Annotated in this window: 17 protein-coding genes; 8 read left to right on the plus strand and 9 right to left on the minus strand. The window is 64.8% G+C overall.

Going from position 1 to position 19,271, the window contains the following annotated elements:
* Window positions 1–12 precede the first annotated feature (12 nt).
* Window positions 13–630, minus strand: coding sequence for a sigma-70 family RNA polymerase sigma factor (locus ACOI2T_RS33180; RefSeq protein ID WP_067858291.1), 618 nt, complete (start codon window positions 628–630; stop codon window positions 13–15).
* A gap of 244 nt (window positions 631–874) precedes the next feature.
* Between ACOI2T_RS33180 and ACOI2T_RS33185 the strand changes: the two genes are divergently transcribed.
* Both ACOI2T_RS33185 and ACOI2T_RS33190 read left to right on the plus strand, forming a co-directional pair.
* Window positions 875–2,287, plus strand: a complete 1,413-nt coding sequence (locus ACOI2T_RS33185; RefSeq protein WP_409505134.1) for an NCS2 family permease — start codon at window positions 875–877, stop codon at window positions 2,285–2,287.
* A gap of 59 nt (window positions 2,288–2,346) precedes the next feature.
* Complete coding sequence (locus ACOI2T_RS33190) at window positions 2,347–3,300, plus strand: DUF808 domain-containing protein (protein WP_067858285.1); 954 nt, start codon at window positions 2,347–2,349, stop codon at window positions 3,298–3,300.
* Here ACOI2T_RS33190 and ACOI2T_RS33195 read toward each other — a convergent pair.
* Together ACOI2T_RS33195 and ACOI2T_RS33200 are read right to left on the minus strand one after the other, a co-directional pair.
* Entirely contained in the window at window positions 3,297–4,028 is a 732-nt protein-coding gene (locus ACOI2T_RS33195; protein WP_067858423.1) for a hypothetical protein, read from the minus strand. The genes ACOI2T_RS33190 and ACOI2T_RS33195 overlap by 4 nt on opposite strands.
* Window positions 4,029–4,076: 48 nt before the next feature.
* Window positions 4,077–4,775 carry a TetR/AcrR family transcriptional regulator gene (locus ACOI2T_RS33200; RefSeq protein WP_234791037.1) on the minus strand — a complete coding sequence of 233 codons (699 nt, stop codon included), beginning with the start codon at window positions 4,773–4,775 and terminating at the stop codon, window positions 4,077–4,079.
* A gap of 127 nt (window positions 4,776–4,902) precedes the next feature.
* On the opposite strand from ACOI2T_RS33200, the gene ACOI2T_RS33205 reads away from it, so the two are divergent.
* Window positions 4,903–5,967 (plus strand): NAD(P)H-dependent amine dehydrogenase family protein, encoded by a 1,065-nt coding sequence (locus ACOI2T_RS33205; protein ID WP_409505135.1) that lies wholly within the window; start codon window positions 4,903–4,905, stop codon window positions 5,965–5,967.
* Between the two features lie 129 nt (window positions 5,968–6,096).
* On the plus strand, window positions 6,097–6,300 hold the full coding sequence (locus ACOI2T_RS33210; RefSeq protein ID WP_067858278.1) for a cold-shock protein: 204 nt from the start codon (window positions 6,097–6,099) through the stop codon (window positions 6,298–6,300).
* A 60-nt stretch (window positions 6,301–6,360) separates the two neighbouring features.
* Here ACOI2T_RS33210 and ACOI2T_RS33215 read toward each other — a convergent pair whose 3' ends face one another.
* Both ACOI2T_RS33215 and ACOI2T_RS33220 read right to left on the minus strand, forming a co-directional pair.
* Window positions 6,361–6,861, minus strand: coding sequence for a DUF5994 family protein (locus ACOI2T_RS33215; protein WP_409505136.1), 501 nt, complete (start codon window positions 6,859–6,861; stop codon window positions 6,361–6,363).
* A 351-nt stretch (window positions 6,862–7,212) separates the two neighbouring features.
* Window positions 7,213–7,701 (minus strand): OsmC family protein, encoded by a 489-nt coding sequence (locus tag ACOI2T_RS33220; RefSeq protein ID WP_409505137.1) that lies wholly within the window; start codon window positions 7,699–7,701, stop codon window positions 7,213–7,215.
* A 92-nt stretch (window positions 7,702–7,793) separates the two neighbouring features.
* Between ACOI2T_RS33220 and ACOI2T_RS33225 the strand changes: the two genes are divergently transcribed.
* Both ACOI2T_RS33225 and ACOI2T_RS33230 read left to right on the plus strand, forming a co-directional pair.
* Complete coding sequence (locus tag ACOI2T_RS33225; protein ID WP_409505138.1) at window positions 7,794–8,756, plus strand: oxygenase MpaB family protein; 963 nt, start codon at window positions 7,794–7,796, stop codon at window positions 8,754–8,756.
* A 13-nt stretch (window positions 8,757–8,769) separates the two neighbouring features.
* Window positions 8,770–9,351: a TetR/AcrR family transcriptional regulator gene (locus tag ACOI2T_RS33230; protein WP_067858266.1), complete on the plus strand. Its 582-nt coding sequence runs from the start codon at window positions 8,770–8,772 to the stop codon at window positions 9,349–9,351.
* 30 nt (window positions 9,352–9,381) lie between these two features.
* Here the strand turns inward: ACOI2T_RS33230 and ACOI2T_RS33235 are convergent, their stop codons facing one another.
* Window positions 9,382–10,539, minus strand: coding sequence for an iron-containing alcohol dehydrogenase (locus tag ACOI2T_RS33235; RefSeq protein WP_409505139.1), 1,158 nt, complete (start codon window positions 10,537–10,539; stop codon window positions 9,382–9,384).
* 203 nt (window positions 10,540–10,742) lie between these two features.
* Here ACOI2T_RS33235 and ACOI2T_RS33240 point away from each other — a divergent pair, with 203 nt between their 5' ends.
* Complete coding sequence (locus ACOI2T_RS33240) at window positions 10,743–11,636, plus strand: LysR family transcriptional regulator (protein WP_409505140.1); 894 nt, start codon at window positions 10,743–10,745, stop codon at window positions 11,634–11,636.
* Between the two features lie 9 nt (window positions 11,637–11,645).
* On the opposite strand, the gene ACOI2T_RS33245 is transcribed toward ACOI2T_RS33240, so the two are convergent.
* Both ACOI2T_RS33245 and ACOI2T_RS33250 read right to left on the minus strand, forming a co-directional pair.
* Window positions 11,646–13,061, minus strand: coding sequence for an amidase (locus tag ACOI2T_RS33245; RefSeq protein WP_409505141.1), 1,416 nt, complete (start codon window positions 13,059–13,061; stop codon window positions 11,646–11,648).
* Window positions 13,062–13,095: 34 nt separating this feature from the next.
* A complete protein-coding gene (locus ACOI2T_RS33250) occupies window positions 13,096–14,559 on the minus strand; it encodes a purine-cytosine permease family protein (protein WP_409505142.1) in 1,464 nt (487 codons plus the stop codon).
* A 383-nt stretch (window positions 14,560–14,942) separates the two neighbouring features.
* On the opposite strand from ACOI2T_RS33250, the gene ACOI2T_RS33255 reads away from it, so the two are divergent.
* A complete protein-coding gene (locus tag ACOI2T_RS33255) occupies window positions 14,943–18,263 on the plus strand; it encodes an NAD-glutamate dehydrogenase domain-containing protein (RefSeq protein WP_421875210.1) in 3,321 nt (1,106 codons plus the stop codon).
* On the opposite strand, the gene ACOI2T_RS33260 is transcribed toward ACOI2T_RS33255, so the two are convergent.
* Window positions 18,260–19,135 carry a LysR family transcriptional regulator ArgP gene (locus ACOI2T_RS33260; protein WP_409505143.1) on the minus strand — a complete coding sequence of 292 codons (876 nt, stop codon included), beginning with the start codon at window positions 19,133–19,135 and terminating at the stop codon, window positions 18,260–18,262. The genes ACOI2T_RS33255 and ACOI2T_RS33260 overlap by 4 nt on opposite strands.
* Window positions 19,136–19,271: the final 136 nt, after the last annotated feature.

The following is a 19,271-nucleotide window of genomic DNA, read 5'->3' on the forward strand; positions in this document are numbered from 1 at the left end:
GTCGAATACGGATTACGCCGCGCTGCTGCCGGTTTCGGGTGGGCCGACATAGCCTCGGGCCACCGCCGTCCCGGCAAGCGACTCACGCAGGTTACGGCGCCCTCGGTGCAGCCGCGACATCACGGTTCCCACCGGAACGCCGAGGATCTGCGCGATCTCCTTGTACTGGAACCCCGCAATATCGGCGTAGTACACCACGATTCGCTGAAAGTCCGGCAACAGTTGCACCGCACGTCGCACCTCGTCGTCGCCCATCACTTCGAGTGCGGCGAGCTCGGCCGACGCCAGTTCCACCGACGACCGTCGCGCCACCGCCGCAAGTTGAGCATCCGTAATGGCCTCGGCGAAAACCTCGTCCGGTCGCCGCTGCGCGGTGCGATACGCATTGATCCACGTGTTGGTCAGGATCCGGAACAGCCAGGCACGAATGTTGGTGCCGTCGCGGTACGTGTGAAAGCTGGCGTACGCCTTGACCATCGTCTCCTGGACAAGGTCTTCTGCGTCGATCTGGTTCCTGGTGTATCGACGCGCCGCACCGTACAACTGGTCCAGCAGCGGCAGTGCGTCGCGGACGAATCGATCGTGTCGATCGTCGTCCACAATCTCGGTCGCCTCAACGATGGTTGGCATGACCCCGCTCCCTGCCACTGGTAGTAAATCCGTACTGGAGGGCCCTTGATCGAAAACCTAATCCGCTCGCCGAGCCCGCCCCACGGGGTTAACCTCCATACTTCGGAAGGTTTCCCGCACAACCGCCAGCATCACACCTCAAGTGGACTTCAGGTCAAGCGCTCCGTGGAGCTCCATCGGCGTCACGTCCGACACACTCTGTTAGGCAGGTGAGAAGCGAGGCGCCACCTTAGGGTCATCAACTATGAATCGCCTCGATCGCTTCTTCGAAATCTCGGCGCGTGGGTCGACGTTCGCTGCCGAGATCCGCGGTGGTCTTGTCACGTTCATCGCGATGGCTTACATCATCGTGCTGAATCCGGTCATCCTGTCCAGCGCACCGGATGTCGACGGCAACCGGCTGGAGTTCGCTCAGGTGTCGGCGACCACCTCGCTGGCCGCGGGCGTCATGACGATCCTGTTCGGCATCTTCGCGCGGTTACCGTTCGCGTTTGCCGCCGGTCTCGGCATCAACTCGTTTCTGGCGACCACCGTGGTCGGGTCGGTCACGTGGCCAGAGGCGATGGGGTTGGTCGTCATCAACGGGTTGATCATCGTGCTGCTCGCGGTGACGGGCCTGCGGCGACTGGTCTTCGACGCCGTGCCGATGCAGCTCAAGCTGGCGATCACCGCCGGTATCGGTCTGTTCATCCTTTTCATCGGCCTCGTCGACGCCGGCTTCGTCGGCTCCACCGGTCTGCCGTCACCCCCGGTGGGCCTCGGTACCGGCGGCGTCGGCTCGATCAACACGGTGCCCACGGTCGTGTTCGTGTTCACCCTTCTGGTGACCGGCATCCTGGTCGCGCGCCGGGTACGCGGCGGAATCCTCATCGGACTCGTCGCCGGCACTGTCGTCGCGGTCATCATCGAGGCGATCTGGCATCTCGGTTCGGCCGTCGACAAACCCGGCGGCTGGGGGCTCTCGGTGCCGTCACTGTCCGGCTCGCCGTTCGCGTTGCCCGACCTGTCACTGGTCGGCGAGTTCAGCATGGGCAGCTTCGGCCGCATCGGTGCGCTTGCCGCGATCATGCTGGTGTTCACCCTGGTGTTCGCGAACTTCTTCGATGCGATGGGCACGATGACGGGACTGTCGCGCGAGGCCGGGCTGGCCGACCCGCAGGGTACGTTCCCGCGGCTGCGGTCGGCGCTGATCGTCGAGGGCACCGGCGCCGTCGTCGGCGGCGCCTCCTCGGCGTCGTCGAACACGGTATTCATCGAATCGGGCGCCGGCATCGAGGAGGGCGCCCGGACCGGGTTCGCCAACCTCATCACCGGCGTGCTGTTCCTGGCCGCGATGTTCGTCGCACCGCTGGCCTCGATCGTGCCGACCGAGGTGGCTGCGGCGGCACTCGTGATCGTCGGCGCGATGATGGTGAGCCACCTCCGCCACATCGACATCTCCGAGTTCTCGGTCGCGCTGCCGGTGGTGCTCACCGTGGCGACCATGGCCTTCAGCTACTCCATCGCCAACGGCATCGGTGTCGGGTTCGTAGCGTGGGCCGTGCTGCGGTCGGCGGCGGGCAAGGCCCGTGAGGTCAGCCCGCTGCTGTGGGTGGTCGCCGCGGGATTTGTCTTGTATTTCGCGCGGGGCTGGATTGAGTCGCTCATCGGCATGTGAAGGCCGGTAGCCTTCACAGACATGAGGACGACACCGCTGCGCGAAGAGGGACAACACCGGTGAGCGCTGGTCTGTTCGGTCTTCTCGACGACGTCGCGGCGCTGGCGCGGCTCGCGGCCGCCTCGGTCGACGACATCGGCGCCGCAGCGGGCCGCGCGACGGCCAAGGCCGCCGGTGTCGTGATCGACGACACCGCGGTGACGCCACAGTACGTGCACGGGATCACCGCCGACCGCGAACTGCCGATCATCAAGCGGATCGCGATCGGATCGCTGCGCAACAAGATCGTGTTCATCCTGCCCGCGGCGTTGCTGCTCAGCCAGTTTGCGCCGATGCTCCTGACACCCATCCTGATGCTCGGTGCGACCTACCTCTGCTACGAGGGCGCCGAGAAGGTATGGGGCTGGATCACCGGCCACGACGCCCACGCCGCGCCCGCTGCCACCGAAGGACCTGACGCGGAGAAGTTCATGGTGACGGGCGCCATCCGCACCGACTTCATCCTGTCGGCCGAGATCATGGTGATCGCGCTCAACGAAGTCGCCGACCAGCCGTTCCTGCCGCGCCTCGTCATTCTCGTGGTGGTCGCGCTCGTCATCACGGCCGCGGTCTACGGCGTCGTCGCGGGAATCGTGAAGATGGACGACATCGGACTCAGCCTGACCCAGCGCAAATCCCGGTTCGGGCAGAAGATCGGCCGCGGACTCGTCGCCGGGATGCCCAAGCTGCTGTCGGCGCTCTCCATCATCGGCACCATCGCGATGCTGTGGGTCGGCGGCCACATCCTGTTGGTCGGCACCGACACCCTCGGGTGGCACACGCTCTACGGCATCGTTCACCACGCCGAGGAGTGGGTCCACCACGCGGTGCCCGGCGTCGGCGCGGTGCTGGCGTGGCTGACCAACACCGCGGCGTCGGCAGTCATCGGATTGGTCGTGGGCGCCGTCGTCGTCGCGATCATGCACGTGCTGCCCTTCGGCAAGAAGAAGCAGCAGCACGAAACCCACGCCTAGCGGGTGTTGTTCGTGATCCAGATCTGAGCGGCGTCTGCGGCCCGCACCAGCGCACCGTACTCGCCGAAGTAGTCGGCGACCGCGCCGATCCAGGGCAGCATGCCGAAGTAACGGAACAGCCGGCGCGGATGCGGCCGTTTCCCGAGTTCGTCACCGATCGCGTTCATGATGCCGACGAGTTGCCACAGCTTCTTGACCAGAGACATCTGCGACCAATCGGCATCCGGTTCGGGCGGCGGCACGGCGCCGGCCTCATCGGTGAGCTCGCGGCCGCACAACACCGCCGCCAACAGCCGCACCTGCGTCTGATGATCGGTGATGCCGTACTCACGGGCGACCGCGCACAACACGATCGCCTGGTTGGTGAAGCCGAACAGATCCTGCAACGGCAAGCGGTCGGCCAGCACGCCGAAGACTCCGGGGAAGGCCACGACGACGGTGTCGAGCGCGCCCACGCGACGCACCCACCAGCGAATGCGGCCGGCTCGGTCCTTTCGTGCCCACGATTTGGTTCCGGGAACGTCGGCACAGTCGAGCAGCCCGGCCAGCAGGTTCAACGGCCTGTCCACCAGCGAATCGGCGGAATCCCGATCGTGGGTACGCCGGCGCAGTCCGAGCGGATCCGTCTCCGACAACACGTCGAGGATCAGGTCGATCACACCGACGGCACGTCCCAGCGCTTCGGCAACATCCGCATCGGACAGGTCTGCTTTCGGCATGAGATCCATGCCGCCATCTTGAAGCATGGGCCCCGATCGCGCGGAGGCAGGCGCGAATCAGCGGTTTGCCGTGAGGCGCTGTTCGAGACCCGCGATCACTATGGCGAGATTGAACTCGAAATCGTCAGCACCGGGCACACTGCGGTCGGCGACGACCGCGCTCAATAGTGGAAACTCGCCTGCCGCAAAGTCTTCCAGCGCCCGCGCCACTTCGGGGGTCTGGTGATGCAGACGCGAGTCTGCGGCCCCCAGGACGTCGTGGGCAGCCGACATGGCAATACCGGACACCAGCGTGAGGATGCGCCCGGCGTCGTCGATGTCGAAACCGGCCGCCGTCAGCGCTCCCAGCACCCGTTCCGCCAGGCCGAGGCTCGCGGCACCGCCGATGCCGCTGATCCGGAAGTTCATGCCGGTCGCCCCGTACTTGAGGACGCCCTGGCGGATGGCATTGCCGTACGCGCGCAGCACGTCCTGCCAGGCCGCGTCGTCAGGCAACTCGATCGAGCGCAGTTCGGTGTCGAACAGATCGGCGACGACCAGTTCGAGCAGGCCGTCGCGGTCGCCGACGTAGTAGTGCAGTGCCGTGCGATCCACGCCGAGCACGTCGGCGACTGCCTGCATCGTCAGATCCTCGGGGGCGATATTCCGCGCCGCCGCCAGGATCTGATCGCGGTCGATCCGGCGTGGGCGTCCCCGGCGCCGACGGGCTGAACCATCGTCGACGCCGCCGGTGCTGTCCACGCTCTCGGCCGTCACTGCAGCAACAGTAGCCGCACGCGCGGTGTGACGTGAGCCGGCTCTTGACATCGCGTGTTAGTTTTCTCACGCCCGTGGAAAAATCCGTGTGCGGCACGAAAGGGTGCCGACGAAGGGAGTCGTTCAGGTGCCAAACAGTGCTCCGTACCGGGTCGTTCAGTGGACCACCGGAAATGTCGGCAAGAGCTCGGTCGCGGCAATTGCCAAGAACCCGACATTGGAACTCATCGGCTGTTACGCCTGGTCGCCCGACAAAGCCGGCAAAGATGTCGGCGAGCTGTGCGGCATCGAGCCGCTGGGAGTCACGGCGACCAACGATGTCGACGCCCTCCTCGCACTCAAGCCGGACGTCGTGGTTTACAACCCCATGTGGATCGATGTCGACGAACTCGTCCGCATTCTCGAAGCCGGCGTCAACGTGGTCGCGACCGCGTCCTTCATCACCGGCCACAACCAGGGCAACGGCCGCGACAAGATCGCCGACGCGTGCGCCCGGGGCGGATCGACGATGTTCGGCTCGGGCATCAGCCCCGGCTACGTCAACCAGCTGTCGGTGGTCGCGGCGGGCATCTGCGACCGCGTGGACAAGATCACCGTGAACGAAGCGGCCGACACCACCTTCTACGACTCCCCCGCGACCGAAAAGCCGGTCGGCTTCGGCCAACCCATCGACCATCCAGACCTTCAGGCCATGACCGCCCACGGCACCGGAGTGTTCGGCGAAGCCGTACGCATGGTCGCCGACGCGCTCGGCATCGAGCTCGACGAGGTGCGGTGCGATGCCGAATATGCCCAGACCACAGCGGATCTCGATCTCGGTTCGTGGACGATACCGGCCGGCTGCGTGGCCGGCGTGTATGCCAGCTGGAAAGGTATCGTCGACGGTCAGACCCGGGTGGAGATCAATGTCCGATGGCGCAAAGGCCAAGCGCTGGAACCTGATTGGAAGATCGACCAGGACGGCTGGGTCATCGAGGTCGCCGGCCGCCCGACCGTCACGATGAAGGTCGGCTTCCTTCCCCCGCCCGACTTCGAGGCCACCACCCTGGAGGAGTTCATGGTGCTCGGCCATATCATGACGGCAACCCCTCCACTCAACGCCATCCCCGCGGTGGTGGCAGCGGCACCGGGCATCGTCACCTACAACGATCTGCCCTTGATCCTGCCACGAGGCGTGGTACCGACCAGTTAATCGACCAAGCGGGCTGCATACACGAAAACTCCACTGCCGCAAGACTTTTTATGGTCAGCGGGGGTCGTCTGCTATAATGTTCTTGGGCGTTTTTGGTACGTCCAGTTTGAACAATGAGAGAAGCAAAATATGACACAGGGAACTGTGAAATGGTTCAACGGCGAAAAGGGCTTCGGCTTCATCGCCCCTGACGGCGGCGCCCCGGATGTCTTCGTTCACTACTCCGAGATCAGCGGAAACGGTTTCCGGTCACTCGAGGAGAATCAGCGAGTCGAGTTCGAGGTCACGCAGGGAGCCAAGGGCCCCCAGGCAGTCGGAGTCACTGCAATCTGATCGACTAGACATCATGATGGGCTGGTGCGCGTACCCGCTGCACCAGCCCATTCGTCGTTTTCAGGCGAGTGTTCCCGCCGGGTTCTGCATACGGCCCAGCCATCGAGCGGACTCCGCCTGAGCGACACGCAGCACGCAATCGGCGGTTTCGAAGAATGGCGTCTGCCGCGCCAACTCGTCCACCGGCATCGCTGCGGCACAGCGCATCACCAAGCCCCCGAGTACCTGCGATGTCTTGCAGGGAACGACAAGGAGCTTCACACACGTGTCCCGGCCGGCAACCGACATCAAGCGGGGCCGCCGCGCTTTAGCCCCGACCGTCCACTTGTTGCCGGTGACGATCGTGTTCAGATCCAACTGCCCCTCGGCGGCAGACCAGTTGATACGGATATCGACGATCTCGCCCAATCGCCGATGGAGCACGCCCACCAGTTCGGGCAGTTCATTCGCCACCGAATCGGTATGAGGCCACCAAGCACCGTCGATATCGGCGCCCACCTGCTTGGCGAGCGTGAGCCGGACGGGGCTGGCCACACGTCGTGTCCCGGTCAGGCCGTTCACGATGATCGAGATGCATCGGAGCGAGGCTGGGACTTAGGGCGATCCGAGAAAATCGGCACCGCGACCGGCTCCACTGAGTTGTCGGCATTCGCGATGCGCGCCGGCTCTTCCGAATGTGAAAACAAGTTGTACGAATCCATAAAGCGTTTCCTTGAGAAGTGCGGATCTGGTCCGCACGTGTAGTTGAGAGCGCGCGACAAGAGATTCGCAGGCTGGCCGTTCAACGTTGAAAGCCACAGCAGGAACACCATGGTTGACCCAGTCGAGGTACGCGGCTACCCACGAATTTACACGCGCACGACCGCCGGCACAGCCTGCCTCGCTGAAATGCAGTGGCGAATAGTCAAAACTTCAGGCGCCAGAGGAAGTTCGCATCGTCGGCTCGGTGCGCACCGGGAAGTTCACCGAGTTGGCGATGAAGCACATCCGATGAGCTTGCCCATGCAGGTCTCTGGCATCCGCCAGCCGGTCCGGGTTCGCGATCGTCACTTCCGGGTGCAACGTCACCTCGGTGAATTTTCCACTGCCGTCCGAGGATTCGTCCATCGCCCCGACCGGGCGATCACTGTACGCGGTCACGACGATGCCGGCGTGCGCACACAGCGCCAGGTACCACAGCATGTGGCACTGCGACAGGCTGGCGACCAGAAGTTCCTCTGGATTCCACCGCTCGGCAGTGCCACGAAAGGCCGGGTCGGACGTTCCGGGAATCGAGGGCTTGCCGGCCACGTCGACCCCCGCGATCTCGTGATCCCGCGCGAAATCTCGGTACCCACTGGTTCCCGAGCCGGTGTTGCCGGTCCAGGTCACCTGCACCTCGTAACGATGACTGCGCGCCATGCTCGCGAAGATACCAAGTCCGACACAGAGCCCATTGACACATTGGCACACATTGATAGTCTTTGTGCCACGCGCCCAGTAAGGAGGCTCCCATGAGCACCGTCGCGGAATCCGGCCCAGTCGAGACCGACGAGAACGATCGTGTGCGGCCACATGTGCTGAGGGATTTCCGCCGACATTCGGGCAGCATCCTGTCGGGAGCATTCGCCGCGTCCGCGTTCGACGAGGTGGCGCTGGTGCCGGTGGCTGCCGCCGTCGATCGGAGTGGGCGCTTCGAGAAGAACTTCCTCGACCGCGGTCTACGTGGCGGGTTTTCAACGCTGTTGGCGATCTGGGGCGATGCCGAGGACCGCGCGGCCGAAGGCGAGCGCCTCAAAGTGCTCCATCGCGATGTGCGCGGGACCGGCAAAGGTGATTTCGCCGAAACCCGATACAGCGCACTCAATCCGGGGCTGTGGAATTGGATAGCGGTCAGTGGGATCTTCATGATCCTGCATTCGTTCACCCCCGCCACCGGCATCACCATGACGCCCGCCGAACGCGAGGCGGCGTACCGTCAGCTCATCGAGGCGTTTCGGGCCCTGGAGTTGCCGGGGGCGTCGGCGAAACTGCCTGCGAGTTATGCCGAAGCGACTCGCTATTACGACGACATGGTGCAGAACCAGTTGCAGGCCAACCAATTCCTCGATCGGGTGACGACCGGGCTGACGCGGTTGCCGCTCCCGACGCTGTTGATCCCCGGGCCGGTGCGGCTCGCTCTCACCCCGTTGTGGTTGGCGGTCCGACCGGGAGCCGGCCGGGTGATCAAGGTGTGTTCGTTCGGGATCATGCATCCCGGAGTTCGAGAGTTGACCGGCTTCCGCTGGCAAGATCGCCACAACCTCGAATTCGCGTTGTACACGCGAATGCTGCAGATCGCCTGGCGGCTGTTACCCGACCGGTTGCTTCTCGTGCCGTTGGCATACAACCGCCTGCAGTACGAGAAGCTGGTCCGGCTGCACCGCTCGGTCGCGCTCGATTCGTTCGCTCCACTGGGCTGCCCGGCCGCCAACTGACACACTGGTACGAATGCCACGAAGCAACGCCAGCCAGTCCGAGCAGGAAGACGCCATTCTCAAGGCGGCTGCCGAAGAGGTTGCGCTCGTCGGCCTCGGCCGTGCAAGCCTCGACGTGATCGCAAAGCAGGCCGGCGTCAGCCGCAGGACTCTGTACCGGCGTTTTCCCACCCGTGACACGTTGATCACCGAGCTCGGGCGGCGCACGTTCGACGCCGCGATGAACCGGTTGCGTACCGTGGCAATAGATTCGGGCCCCAACGAGGCCGCGGTGGCGGCGTTCTGCGAAGGGTTGCGGTTGCTCACCACCGAACCCGTGATGCGCCGCTTCCTCCGGCTCGACAGTGACTTCACCGCAGTCGCCGGCGCGTACCACGAGGTGCAGACCCTTTTGAGTAGCGCGTCTGCTGCCATGGCCAAGGCGTTGCGGGCGGCCGGTGCGACCATGCCCGATGCCGACCTGCTCGCCGTGGCGGAACTGCACATCCGGCTCGCCAGCTCACTCGCCCAAGTTCCGACACCGGTGCTCGATGTGACCGACGACGACGCGGTCCGCGCCTACGCGCGTCAGCATCTGGCTGCCCTCGTCTGGTAGTTCCCGACGAGGGCAGCCTTGCAGCTTGATTCAGTAGATTTCGCGGTACAGCTCCACGATCTCGTCCTTCGTGGGAACCCGCGGGTTGTTGCCCGGTGACCCCGACGCCAACGCCTGCTCGGCCATGAGTTCCAGCCGGGCCTCCCAGTCGTCCTTGTCCACACCGTAGGACTGCGGAGTCGGCACCTCGACGTCCCTGCACAGCTGCTCAAGCTCGGCCACCAAAGCGCCTGCCGCATAGGCGCTCGCGGCGGACTCTGCGACGAGACCCATCGCCTTCGCACAATCGGCATAGCGGTCCACCGCGGATTCGATCGAGAACTTCGTGATCGCAGGCAACAGCATGGCGTTGGAAAGCCCATGCGCGACATGGAAATGTCCGCCGATGGGCCGGCTCATGCCGTGCACGAGCGCGACGCTGGAGTTGGAGAACGCCATCCCCGCCTGCGTGGACGCCAGCATCATCGCCTCGCGAGCCTGCCGGTCGGCGCCGTCGGCGTAGGCGCGGCGCAGGTGTTGCGATATCGAGCGCATGGCCGCGAGCGCGAGTGCGTCGCTGAACGGACTGGCACGCCTGCTGACGTACGCCTCGATGGCGTGGGTCAGCGCATCGACCCCGGTATCGGCGGTCAGGCGAGCCGGCATCGAGACGGTCAGCTCGAAGTCGACGACGATCGCGATCGGCAGGAACGACAAACCGGGACACAGCATCTTCTCGTCGGTTTCGCCATCGGTGATGACCGTGAACTGTGTTGCCTCCGAACCGCTTCCGGCCGTCGTCGGGACAGCGACGATCGGAAGTGCCGGTCCGGTATAGCTGCTCGGCGCCTTGTAGGACGCGATGCTTCCGCCGTTGGCCGACAACACCGCGAGCGCCTTGGCGGTGTCCATCGGGCTGCCTCCACCGAATCCGATGATGCCGTCGGCGTTGTGGGCCTTGACGAGATCCAGACCGCCGGACAGCGACGCCACCGTCGGGTCCGGCACGGTCTCGGAGAATACGGCGGCCTCCACCCCCGCGGCGTGCAGAGTCTTCACAAGGCGTTCGGCCTGACCGGTTTCCGACAAGTACTTGTCGGTGACCAGCATCGGCCGCAGGATGCCGAGCTGTGCGACAACCGATCCGAGTTCGTCGATTGCACCCGCACCGATCTTGGCGAAGCGCGGGAGTGCGATGTCGGTGACCATGTAGCCAGTCCTCACTTGTTTTCGGGGCAGCCGAGGTTGATGGGGGCCGGAAAAAGCTTGTTGTTCAACCAATGTGGGATCGGTTGCGTCTCGCCTGCGTGCGTGGTCTCCGTCATACATCCATGCTCAATGGGCATCGATGCATTGGTCAACCGCCAAAGCTGCACATTGCGGTGCAAAATTGCACGTGTAGGTTTAACCGCATGCAAAGCGCGGACAACCTTCGGTTTTTCCTCGAAGTCGCACGCACCGGACGACTCAACGAGGCCGCCCGCAACCTCGCGGTCGATCACACGACGGTCGGGCGGCGAATCACCGCGCTGGAGAAGGCGTTCGGGGTAAGGCTGTTCGACCGCTCACCGGGCGGCTGGCACCTGACGGAGGCCGGTGCGGATCTGCTGCCGCGCGCCGAATCGGTCGAGTCGGCCGTGATCGCCGCCTACGACGCGCGCACCACGGCAGCCGGGCCACTGACCGGGACGGTTCGCATGGTGGCGCCGGACGGGTTCGGGGCATTCGTCGTCGCTCCGCGACTTGTCGAACTGCGGCGCGCCCATCCCCATCTCGACGTCGAACTCGTCACCGCGACGGAGCACGGTTCGCTGTCGGCCCGCCAGTTCGACATCGCGGTGACGCTTGAGGAGCCGCTGCCTCGTGCCGTGCAGGTGCACCGGCTCGCCGGCTATGACCTGTGCCTGTATGCGGCACCGGAGTACCTCGCGTCCGCTCCGCCGATATCCCAGCTGGCGGATCTGACCGATCACACGTTGATCTGGTACATCGATGCGCTGCTCGACGTGGCGCCACTGCGGATACTGGACTCGTTACCGCACAAGCAGCGGGTAGCGGTTCAGACCAACAACATCACCGGCCATTGGACGGCGGCCCGCAGCGGGTTGGGCATCGCTCCGCTGCCGCAGTACATCGGCGAGCCGGACACGTCGCTGAAGATCGTTCTGCCCGAGTCGTTCTCGGTGCGTCGCACCTACTGGCTGGTCATCCCGCGCGAGCTGCAGCAGGTCGGGCGGGTGCGGGCCGTCGCACAGTTCCTGCGATCGACTGTGGCGACGAACCCGTACCTCACCGCACCTGCGTGAGTCAGGCACTCACAGGTTGGGATGCTGTTTGTTCCACGGGGTGGCGGCCTGGAACGCGCCGACCACATCGACAAGTCGGCGCTCGTCGAATGCGCTGCCGACCATCTGCAGGCCGACGGGGAACGGATGACCCGCTTCGGTTGTGGTGAAGCCGCCCGGGAACGTGATGGTCGGCAACTGCGACAACGTGAACGGCACGGTGAACCGGTGTACTCCGGCGGTCGTCTCCTCGTCCATCCGGATCATCTTCTCCACCGGCGGCGCGATGAACGACATCGCCGGGATGAGGACGGTGTCCACGCTGGAGAGGGCGGCCTCCATCTGGCCTTTGAAGATCAATCGCCGTTGCAGCAGTTCGTCGTACTCGATGCCGGACATGGCGATTCCGCGATCGATGAGCTCGCTCAGCGCCGGCCCGTAGCTGTCCTTGCGCTCGGGATACAGGCCACGATGTGCCCGAGCGGTCTGCACGGCACACACCCCGAACCAGTCGGTGATGGCCTCGGTGGGATCCGGCAACGTGACAGGGGTGAGTTCGGCGCCGAGGTCGCGCAACACCTGCTCGGCCTCCTGATGCGCCTTCTCGACGTCGATGCTGACGTCGCGATAGCTCCACTCCGGGTCGATGCCTATCCGCACACCACTCAGCGATGCCGGTGTGGTGGTGCTGAACTCGGGAACCGGCCGCAACGACGCCGTCGGGTCTCGGGGATCCGCGCCGGCGATCGCACCGAGGATGAGCCCGGCGTCGCGAGCGGAGCGGCAGATCGGGCCGACGTGATCCAGCGTCGCGGCGAGTTCGACGACACCGGCGCGGCTGGCGCGTCCCCACGTGGGCTTCAAGCCCGTCGCCCCGTTGGAGGCCGACGGCATGCGGATCGATCCGCCGGTGTCGGAGCCCAGTGCGCCGTAACACAATCCCGCCACCGGTGCGACGCCGCTGCCGCTGGAGGACACTCCGACCCAGCGGTTGGGATCCCACGGATTCAACGGGGCCCGGAACGGCGGCGTGTGTTCGGTGTACACACCTTCGGTGGTGTGCACCTTGCCGACGATCACCGCACCGGCTTGGTCGAGGCGTTCGACGACCGTTGCGGTGCTGCTCGCGACCTGACCGGAGCGCACGGCCATACCGGCTTCGGTGCGCCATCCCTGCTTGTCGTAGATATCCTTGATGGCCAGGGGAATACCGTCGAGCGGGCCCCGCGCTGCGCCGGCCGCGCGGCGCTCGTCCGATTCTACGGCCTTGGCCATGGCTTCGTCCGGTGCGACGAACGCATACGCACCCAGCCGCTGATCGACTTCGGCGATCCGATCCAGGGTCGACTGGGTCAGTTGCCGTGCGGTGACTTCTCCGCGGTCCAGCAGATCAACCAGTTCGCAGATCTCGCGGTAATACAATGCGTCAGCGGGTGTTTCAGTCATCTCGTCAATCTTTCTGTACCGTAACTACTTCGGTTCACTCGACCGCTTCGGCCACCTCGGTCTTGCGGCCATCAGGCACGTCGTCGTCGGCAACCTGCGTCGGTGAACCATACTGCGATCCCTTGGTGAGGAGCGCCAGGGGGATGTAGACGATCGGCCCCACCAGCATGGCCGCGAACGAAGCGAAGTGCATCGGATACGCGCCTGCGACACCGAGTGCCCCCACGGCCAGGCCGGCCGCCAACGCCGCCATACCGCACAGGTTCCAGTCCTTGACCCGACCCTCGCGGTATTCGATCTGGCTGCTGGGGGCCAGCTTGAACAGTTTGCGGCACACGAAATAGTCACTGAGCAGGATGAAGATCCAGGTGTTGGTCATGATGCCGGTCACCGCAAGGAACTTGTCGGTGTACTGCAGCACGTTGATCGGATACAGCACGACGCCAAGGACCACGAGCAGCACCATCCACCACTGCCTGCCGATCTTCTTGGGAGACAGCACATCCCACGCGTTCGACAGGGCCAGCGAGCCCGAGTACAGGTTCATCACGTTGATCCGGACCTGCGTCAGGATCGCGAATATGACGCCGAGAACGCCCATTACGACCGCGAAGATCAGCCCGGGGTCCGTGGCGGCCAGTTCCCGCTCACCGCGAGTGCCGTCGAAATGCGAGATCATGGTGAAACCGAGGAACACACCGAGCACCATCACGACGGCGATCATCAGCAGCTCGACGAGCATGACCCCGGCTGTACCGGCGTACGAGACCGACCTCTTCACGAACCGTCCGTAGTCGGTGGCGATGAGCGCTTGGAACACCACCTGGCCGTTGGCCAGGCTCAGCGCCTGCCACATCGCCGTGGCGGTCACGCCGTCCTGAACGGCCCACTCCCCCGGCCCGACGAGCACATAGCCGTTGGCCAGCATGACCATGCCGATCACGAACAGGATCAGGAAGATCGGCATACCGAAGCGCTGCAGGATGTTCATCGAGTGCATACCGCGCCACGAGTAGTACAACGCGATGAGGGCGACGATCGCGAACACGACGCTCGCACCGGCCGAATCGATTGAGATACCCGCGATCTCGCTCAGGCCGTGCGAGACGATGCTGCCCTCGAAGATGAAGTAGAAGACGTAGTTCACCGCGTAGACGAACGACGCGATCGCAGACCCGCGGGCACCGAAACCCAAGCCCCGCGACAGCAGCGGCAGCGACAAGCCCTCCTGGCTGGCGATCCGCATCACCAGTGCACCGACGACCGTCGCACCGATGACCATGTACGCGATCGGGATGAGCAGAGCGGGCCACCCCACCAGAAAGCCCATCTGGCCGCCCAGCGCGAACCAGAACATCGCCGTCACATTGCCGGTCAACACGAGCAGAATGGCGGGCCGGCGCCAGCGCTGGCTGTCGGGCACCCGCGTGGTGGCGTAGCTCTCGATCTGATCATCCAGGCTGGTCGCCGGGCCGTGGAAGTAACTGCTGAGGCTCAACGCGTGAGTCCTTTCCCGCCTCCCGTGCACACGCCGATGTCAGCGCACGCGGGAGGAGATCGATCCGAATCAAGACCGCAGGTGCACTGTGGCGATGCCGGTCAGGTGGCTGCGCGTCCTTGCGATGTGAATTACATCCCAACCTGCGAAGAGAGGTAAGTCAACGAACAGTGCTGCACTCCGAAGTGCAGAAATGCACGCGCCTGCGCGCAATTTCGTCGGTCCGGCGTCGGCGTCGGAGTTGAACGGCGGCTACAAACTGTAAGCATTGCGCCCAACTCGTTTACGCATTGCACACCGCGGGTGGCTGCTTTCGAATCGAGGCTTAGTCCATCGCCGTCCACCGACCCCAACGATCACTCCAACAACGAGGAGCACGCCCCGTGAACGTGTCGAGCGCCAAAGCCGTCACTCACCGTTCCCTGACGAATCCCGACGACCTGCCACCGTCCGTCCCCGAACGACTCATCGACGCCGAGCAGCTCGACGCGCTCGTCGGGGACGCGATCGCAGTCGGTCTCGAGCAAGCCCATGACGACGGCCGCCTGCGGTTCGCCCTTGCGGCGTTGGAACCCGTCCCGCTGCGCCGGATGCTGCCAGCCCTACAGACCATGGACCTGGAAGTGCTCCAGGAGCAGGCCGGTTCGTGGACGCGTGCCGATGGGCGGGTGTGCCACGTCTATCACCTCGTTCTGCAGGCGGGAAGCGACGCCGCCGATGAACTGGCTCGGCACGACGCTGCGACCGAGACACGTATCTGCGAGACGTTCCAAGCGATTTGGGCCGGACGCGCGGAGTCGGACGGATTCAATGCGTTGATCTTGTGCGCCGCTCTCGACTGGCGCCAGGTGTGTGTCCTGCGGAGCTACAGCCGTTATCTGCGTCAGTTGCCATTGCCCTACGGACAGAGCCGGATTCAGCGCGTATTGCTGGACAATCCAGTGGCGACACGGGCGCTCATGGCGCTGTTCGAAGCGCGGTTCGCCCGGACCGAGCAGCCCGCCGACAGCCCGCACCGGGTCGCCCGTGTCGCCGCGGCCGAGCAAGTTGTCGCTACGGAGATCGACCAGGTATTGCACATCGATGCCGACCGGATACTGCGGGCCTACCGCTGCCTCGTCGACGCAACCGTGCGGACCAACGCATTCGCTCCGGACGCGTTGAGCGTCACCACGCCATATCTGGTGCACAAGATGCGGGCCCGCGATATCGACGAGCTGCCGCAGCCCCGCCCGTTGTCCGAAATCTTCGTGTACTCGCCCGAATTCGAGGGCGTGCACATGCGTTTCGGTCTCGTGGCACGTGGCGGCCTGCGTTGGTCGGACCGCCACGACGACTACCGGACCGAGGTCCTCGGCCTGGTCAAGGCTCAGGCCGTCAAGAACGCGATGATCGTGCCGGCCGGCGCCAAGGGCGTGTTCGTGGTGAAGGCCCCCGCATCGCTCGACGGCGACGCGATGCGCACACCGGGACTCCGCTGCTATCAACAGTTCATCGCCGCGCTGCTCGATGTCGTCGACAACACCACCGAAACCGATGGGCGGCCGAGGTTCGGCGGTGTGGTGAGCCATGACGGACCCGATCCTTATCTGGTGGTGGCCGCCGACAAAGGCACCGCGACGTTCTCCGACTCCGCCAACGCGGTGGCCCTCAAGCGCGGTTACTGGCTCGGCGATGCGTTCGCCTCGGGTGGATCGGCCGGGTACGACCACAAGGCCATGGCCATCACCGCGCGCGGCGCCTGGGTGAGCGGCGACAGCCATCTCGCCGAACTCGGCATCGATTCGCGCACCGACACATTCACCGCGATCGGCATCGGTGACATGAGCGGCGACGTCTTCGGCAACGGAATGCTGCTGCGGCGCGGCCTGACCCTCGTGGCCGCGTTCGATCACCGCCACATCTTCATCGACCCACGCCCTGACATCGAACGCGCCTTCGCTGAACGACGCCGGCTGTTCGGCCTCGCCCGATCAACGTGGGACAGTTACGACCGCGCACTGATCAGTGAAGGCGGCGGTGTGTGGCCGCGCACCGCGAAGACCATCCGAACCACGCCGCAGATGCGCGACGCCCTGGGCATCGCCGGATCCGATACGACCTTGACGCCCAACGAACTGATCGCCCACATCCTGCGCGCGCCGGTGGATCTGCTGTTCAACGGCGGTATCGGGACGTACATCAAGGCCGGTGACGAACAACATGCCGAGGTGGCCGACAAGGTCAACGACCCGGTTCGCGTCGATGCCGGCGATGTCCGCGCCCGGGTGATCGTCGAAGGTGGCAACCTCGGCGTCTCGCAGCGCGGACGTATCGAGTTCGCGCGCCGTGGCGGTCTGATCAACACCGACGCCATCGACAACGCAGCCGGCGTCGATTGCTCCGACCACGAAGTCAACATCAAGATCCTGCTCGACTCGGCGACCCGGTCCGGCGTGATCGCCAACAACTCACGAAACCGATTGCTCGCCGAAATGACCGATGAGGTCGCCCAACTCGTCCTCACCAACAATCAGGACCACAACCGGCTGCTCAGTGACGCACGGTTCAACGCACCGCAGATGGTGGACGTACATGCGCGAATGACCGCCGACCTTCAGAAACGCCGAGGCCTGCACCGGGAACGGGAAAACCTGCCCAGCAAGGCCGGATTCGCCGAACTGGTCAAAGGCGGGCAGGGCCTCACCGCGCCGCAACTCGCGACGTTGATGGCCCACGTCAAACTCGACCTCAAAGCCGATCTTCTCGGCAGCGACACGTTCGACGATCCCTACTTTGTGGCGACCCTGACGCGATACTTCCCCGCAACGCTGCGGCATCGCCTCGGCGAGCCCCTGCCCGACCAGCCGCTACGGCGCGAAATCATCACCACCGCAATCGTCAACCGCGTGCTCGCAACCTCAGGGCTGACCTACGCGTTCCGTCTCGCCGATGAAACGGCCGCGACCACAAGCGATATCGTGCGTGCGCACGCGATCGTGTCCGATGTCTTCGACCTGGACACCCTGTGGTCGGACATCCACGCCGCAGAACTATCCCCCGCGCTGACCAACACCCTGATCATCGAAGGGCGGCGGCTCCTCGACCGAGCGTCCCGCTGGTTCCTGCTCAACCGCCCGCAGCCACTCGACGTCGGTCTGGAGATCGAGCGGTTCGGCCGTGCGGTGGCTACCCTGCGGGGCCGCCTCGGCTCGATGTTGCGCGGCAACGAACTGGCGGCGGTCACACAGGCTCGCGAAGAACTGACCGAACGTGGCGTACCCACCACGATCGCCAAGCACATCAGCGAATCGCTCTACGCGTTCAGTCTTCTCGACATCATCGAGATCGCCGACACCGACGGTGTGGATCCCGTTCACCTGGCGGGAATCTACTTCGAACTGTCGGACCATCTCGGTGTCGACAGCCTGCTGCTGGCGGTCTCCTCGCTTCCCCGAGGCGGTCGCTGGCACGCGCTGGCAAGACTCGCACTGCGCGAGGATCTCTACCGCTCCCTACGTGATCTCACGCTCGATGTCAGCAGGCGCGCCGCGGAGCCAGCCGACATCACCGAGACCATCGAGGAATTCGAGGCGTACAACCGGCCACGGCTCGACCGGGCCCGGCGCACCCTGCAGGAGTTCCTCGAGACCGATGAGCCCGATCTCGCAGTACTGTCCGTCGCGTCGGCACAGCTGCGCAGGCTCACGGGTGCTCGGGTCTAACGTCGTGGCCTACCGGTCAGCCGCAGATTCCGTGCGGCTGACCGGACCGCGTCGGTGATGGCGGCGACCGTCGGGCTGTCGAGCTTCCAGCATTGCCAGAACAACGGGACGTCGAGGTGATGCGGAGTTATCGGTACGAAGGACTCATCGATGAGCTCTTCCGGGTACATTCCCCATCCCAGCCCGGTCTTCACCGCGGCTCCGAATCCCTCCGCCGTCGGAATGAAATGTGTCGGTCGGGTGATGTCCCTACGAAACGTCTTGCGAACCAATTGATCCTGCAGCGTGTCATCGCGATTCCACGCCAGCGACGGAGCCCTGGCGGCGGCGTCCCTGGTGAAGCCGTCTGGAAAGTGGCGTTCCACGTACTCGACACTGGCTACGGGCACATAGCGCATCGCCCCCAGCGGATACACGCGACAGCCCGTCACCGCGGTCCGTTCGGTCGTCACCGCACCCATCACCACGCCTTCGCGCAGCAGCCGCGCCGAGAAGTCCTGGTCCTCGATCCGGATGTCGAAAAGCACCTCCGGCAGCTGCCCGAACACTCCGGTGAACCACGTCGCCATCGAATCGGCGTTGACAGCCAACGCAATCCGCGTGCGATGCGCCGACCCTCCGCTCATCTCCGTCAGCGTCTCTGATTCCAACAACGCGGTCTGGGCCGCCAGACGCAACAACGGAACCCCGGCCGGCGTTGCCGTGCAAGGCTTCTCTCGCACCACGAGCACCTGGCCGACCCGCTGTTCCAACGCTTTGATCCGCTGGCTCACGGCCGACGGGGTTACATGCAACCGTTGCGCCGCGGCATCAAAGCTCCCGAGCTCGATCACCGCGGCGAACGCGGCGAGCTGTTGGCCGTCGATCTGCACATTAGCAATGCTAATGCGATTCCCATCAAGTCAGCTCGCCTTCATGCGCGAGCAGACGCGCAGGCACCCCGCGGACCATATTTTTGGGGGCCTACACGTCTGCTCGCCAAGGAACTCGCCATGGAAAGAGCTGGCT

Source organism: Mycolicibacterium wolinskyi str. Jessa 2025, from assembly GCF_049241375.1.
Classification (GTDB): domain Bacteria; phylum Actinomycetota; class Actinomycetes; order Mycobacteriales; family Mycobacteriaceae; genus Mycobacterium; species Mycobacterium wolinskyi.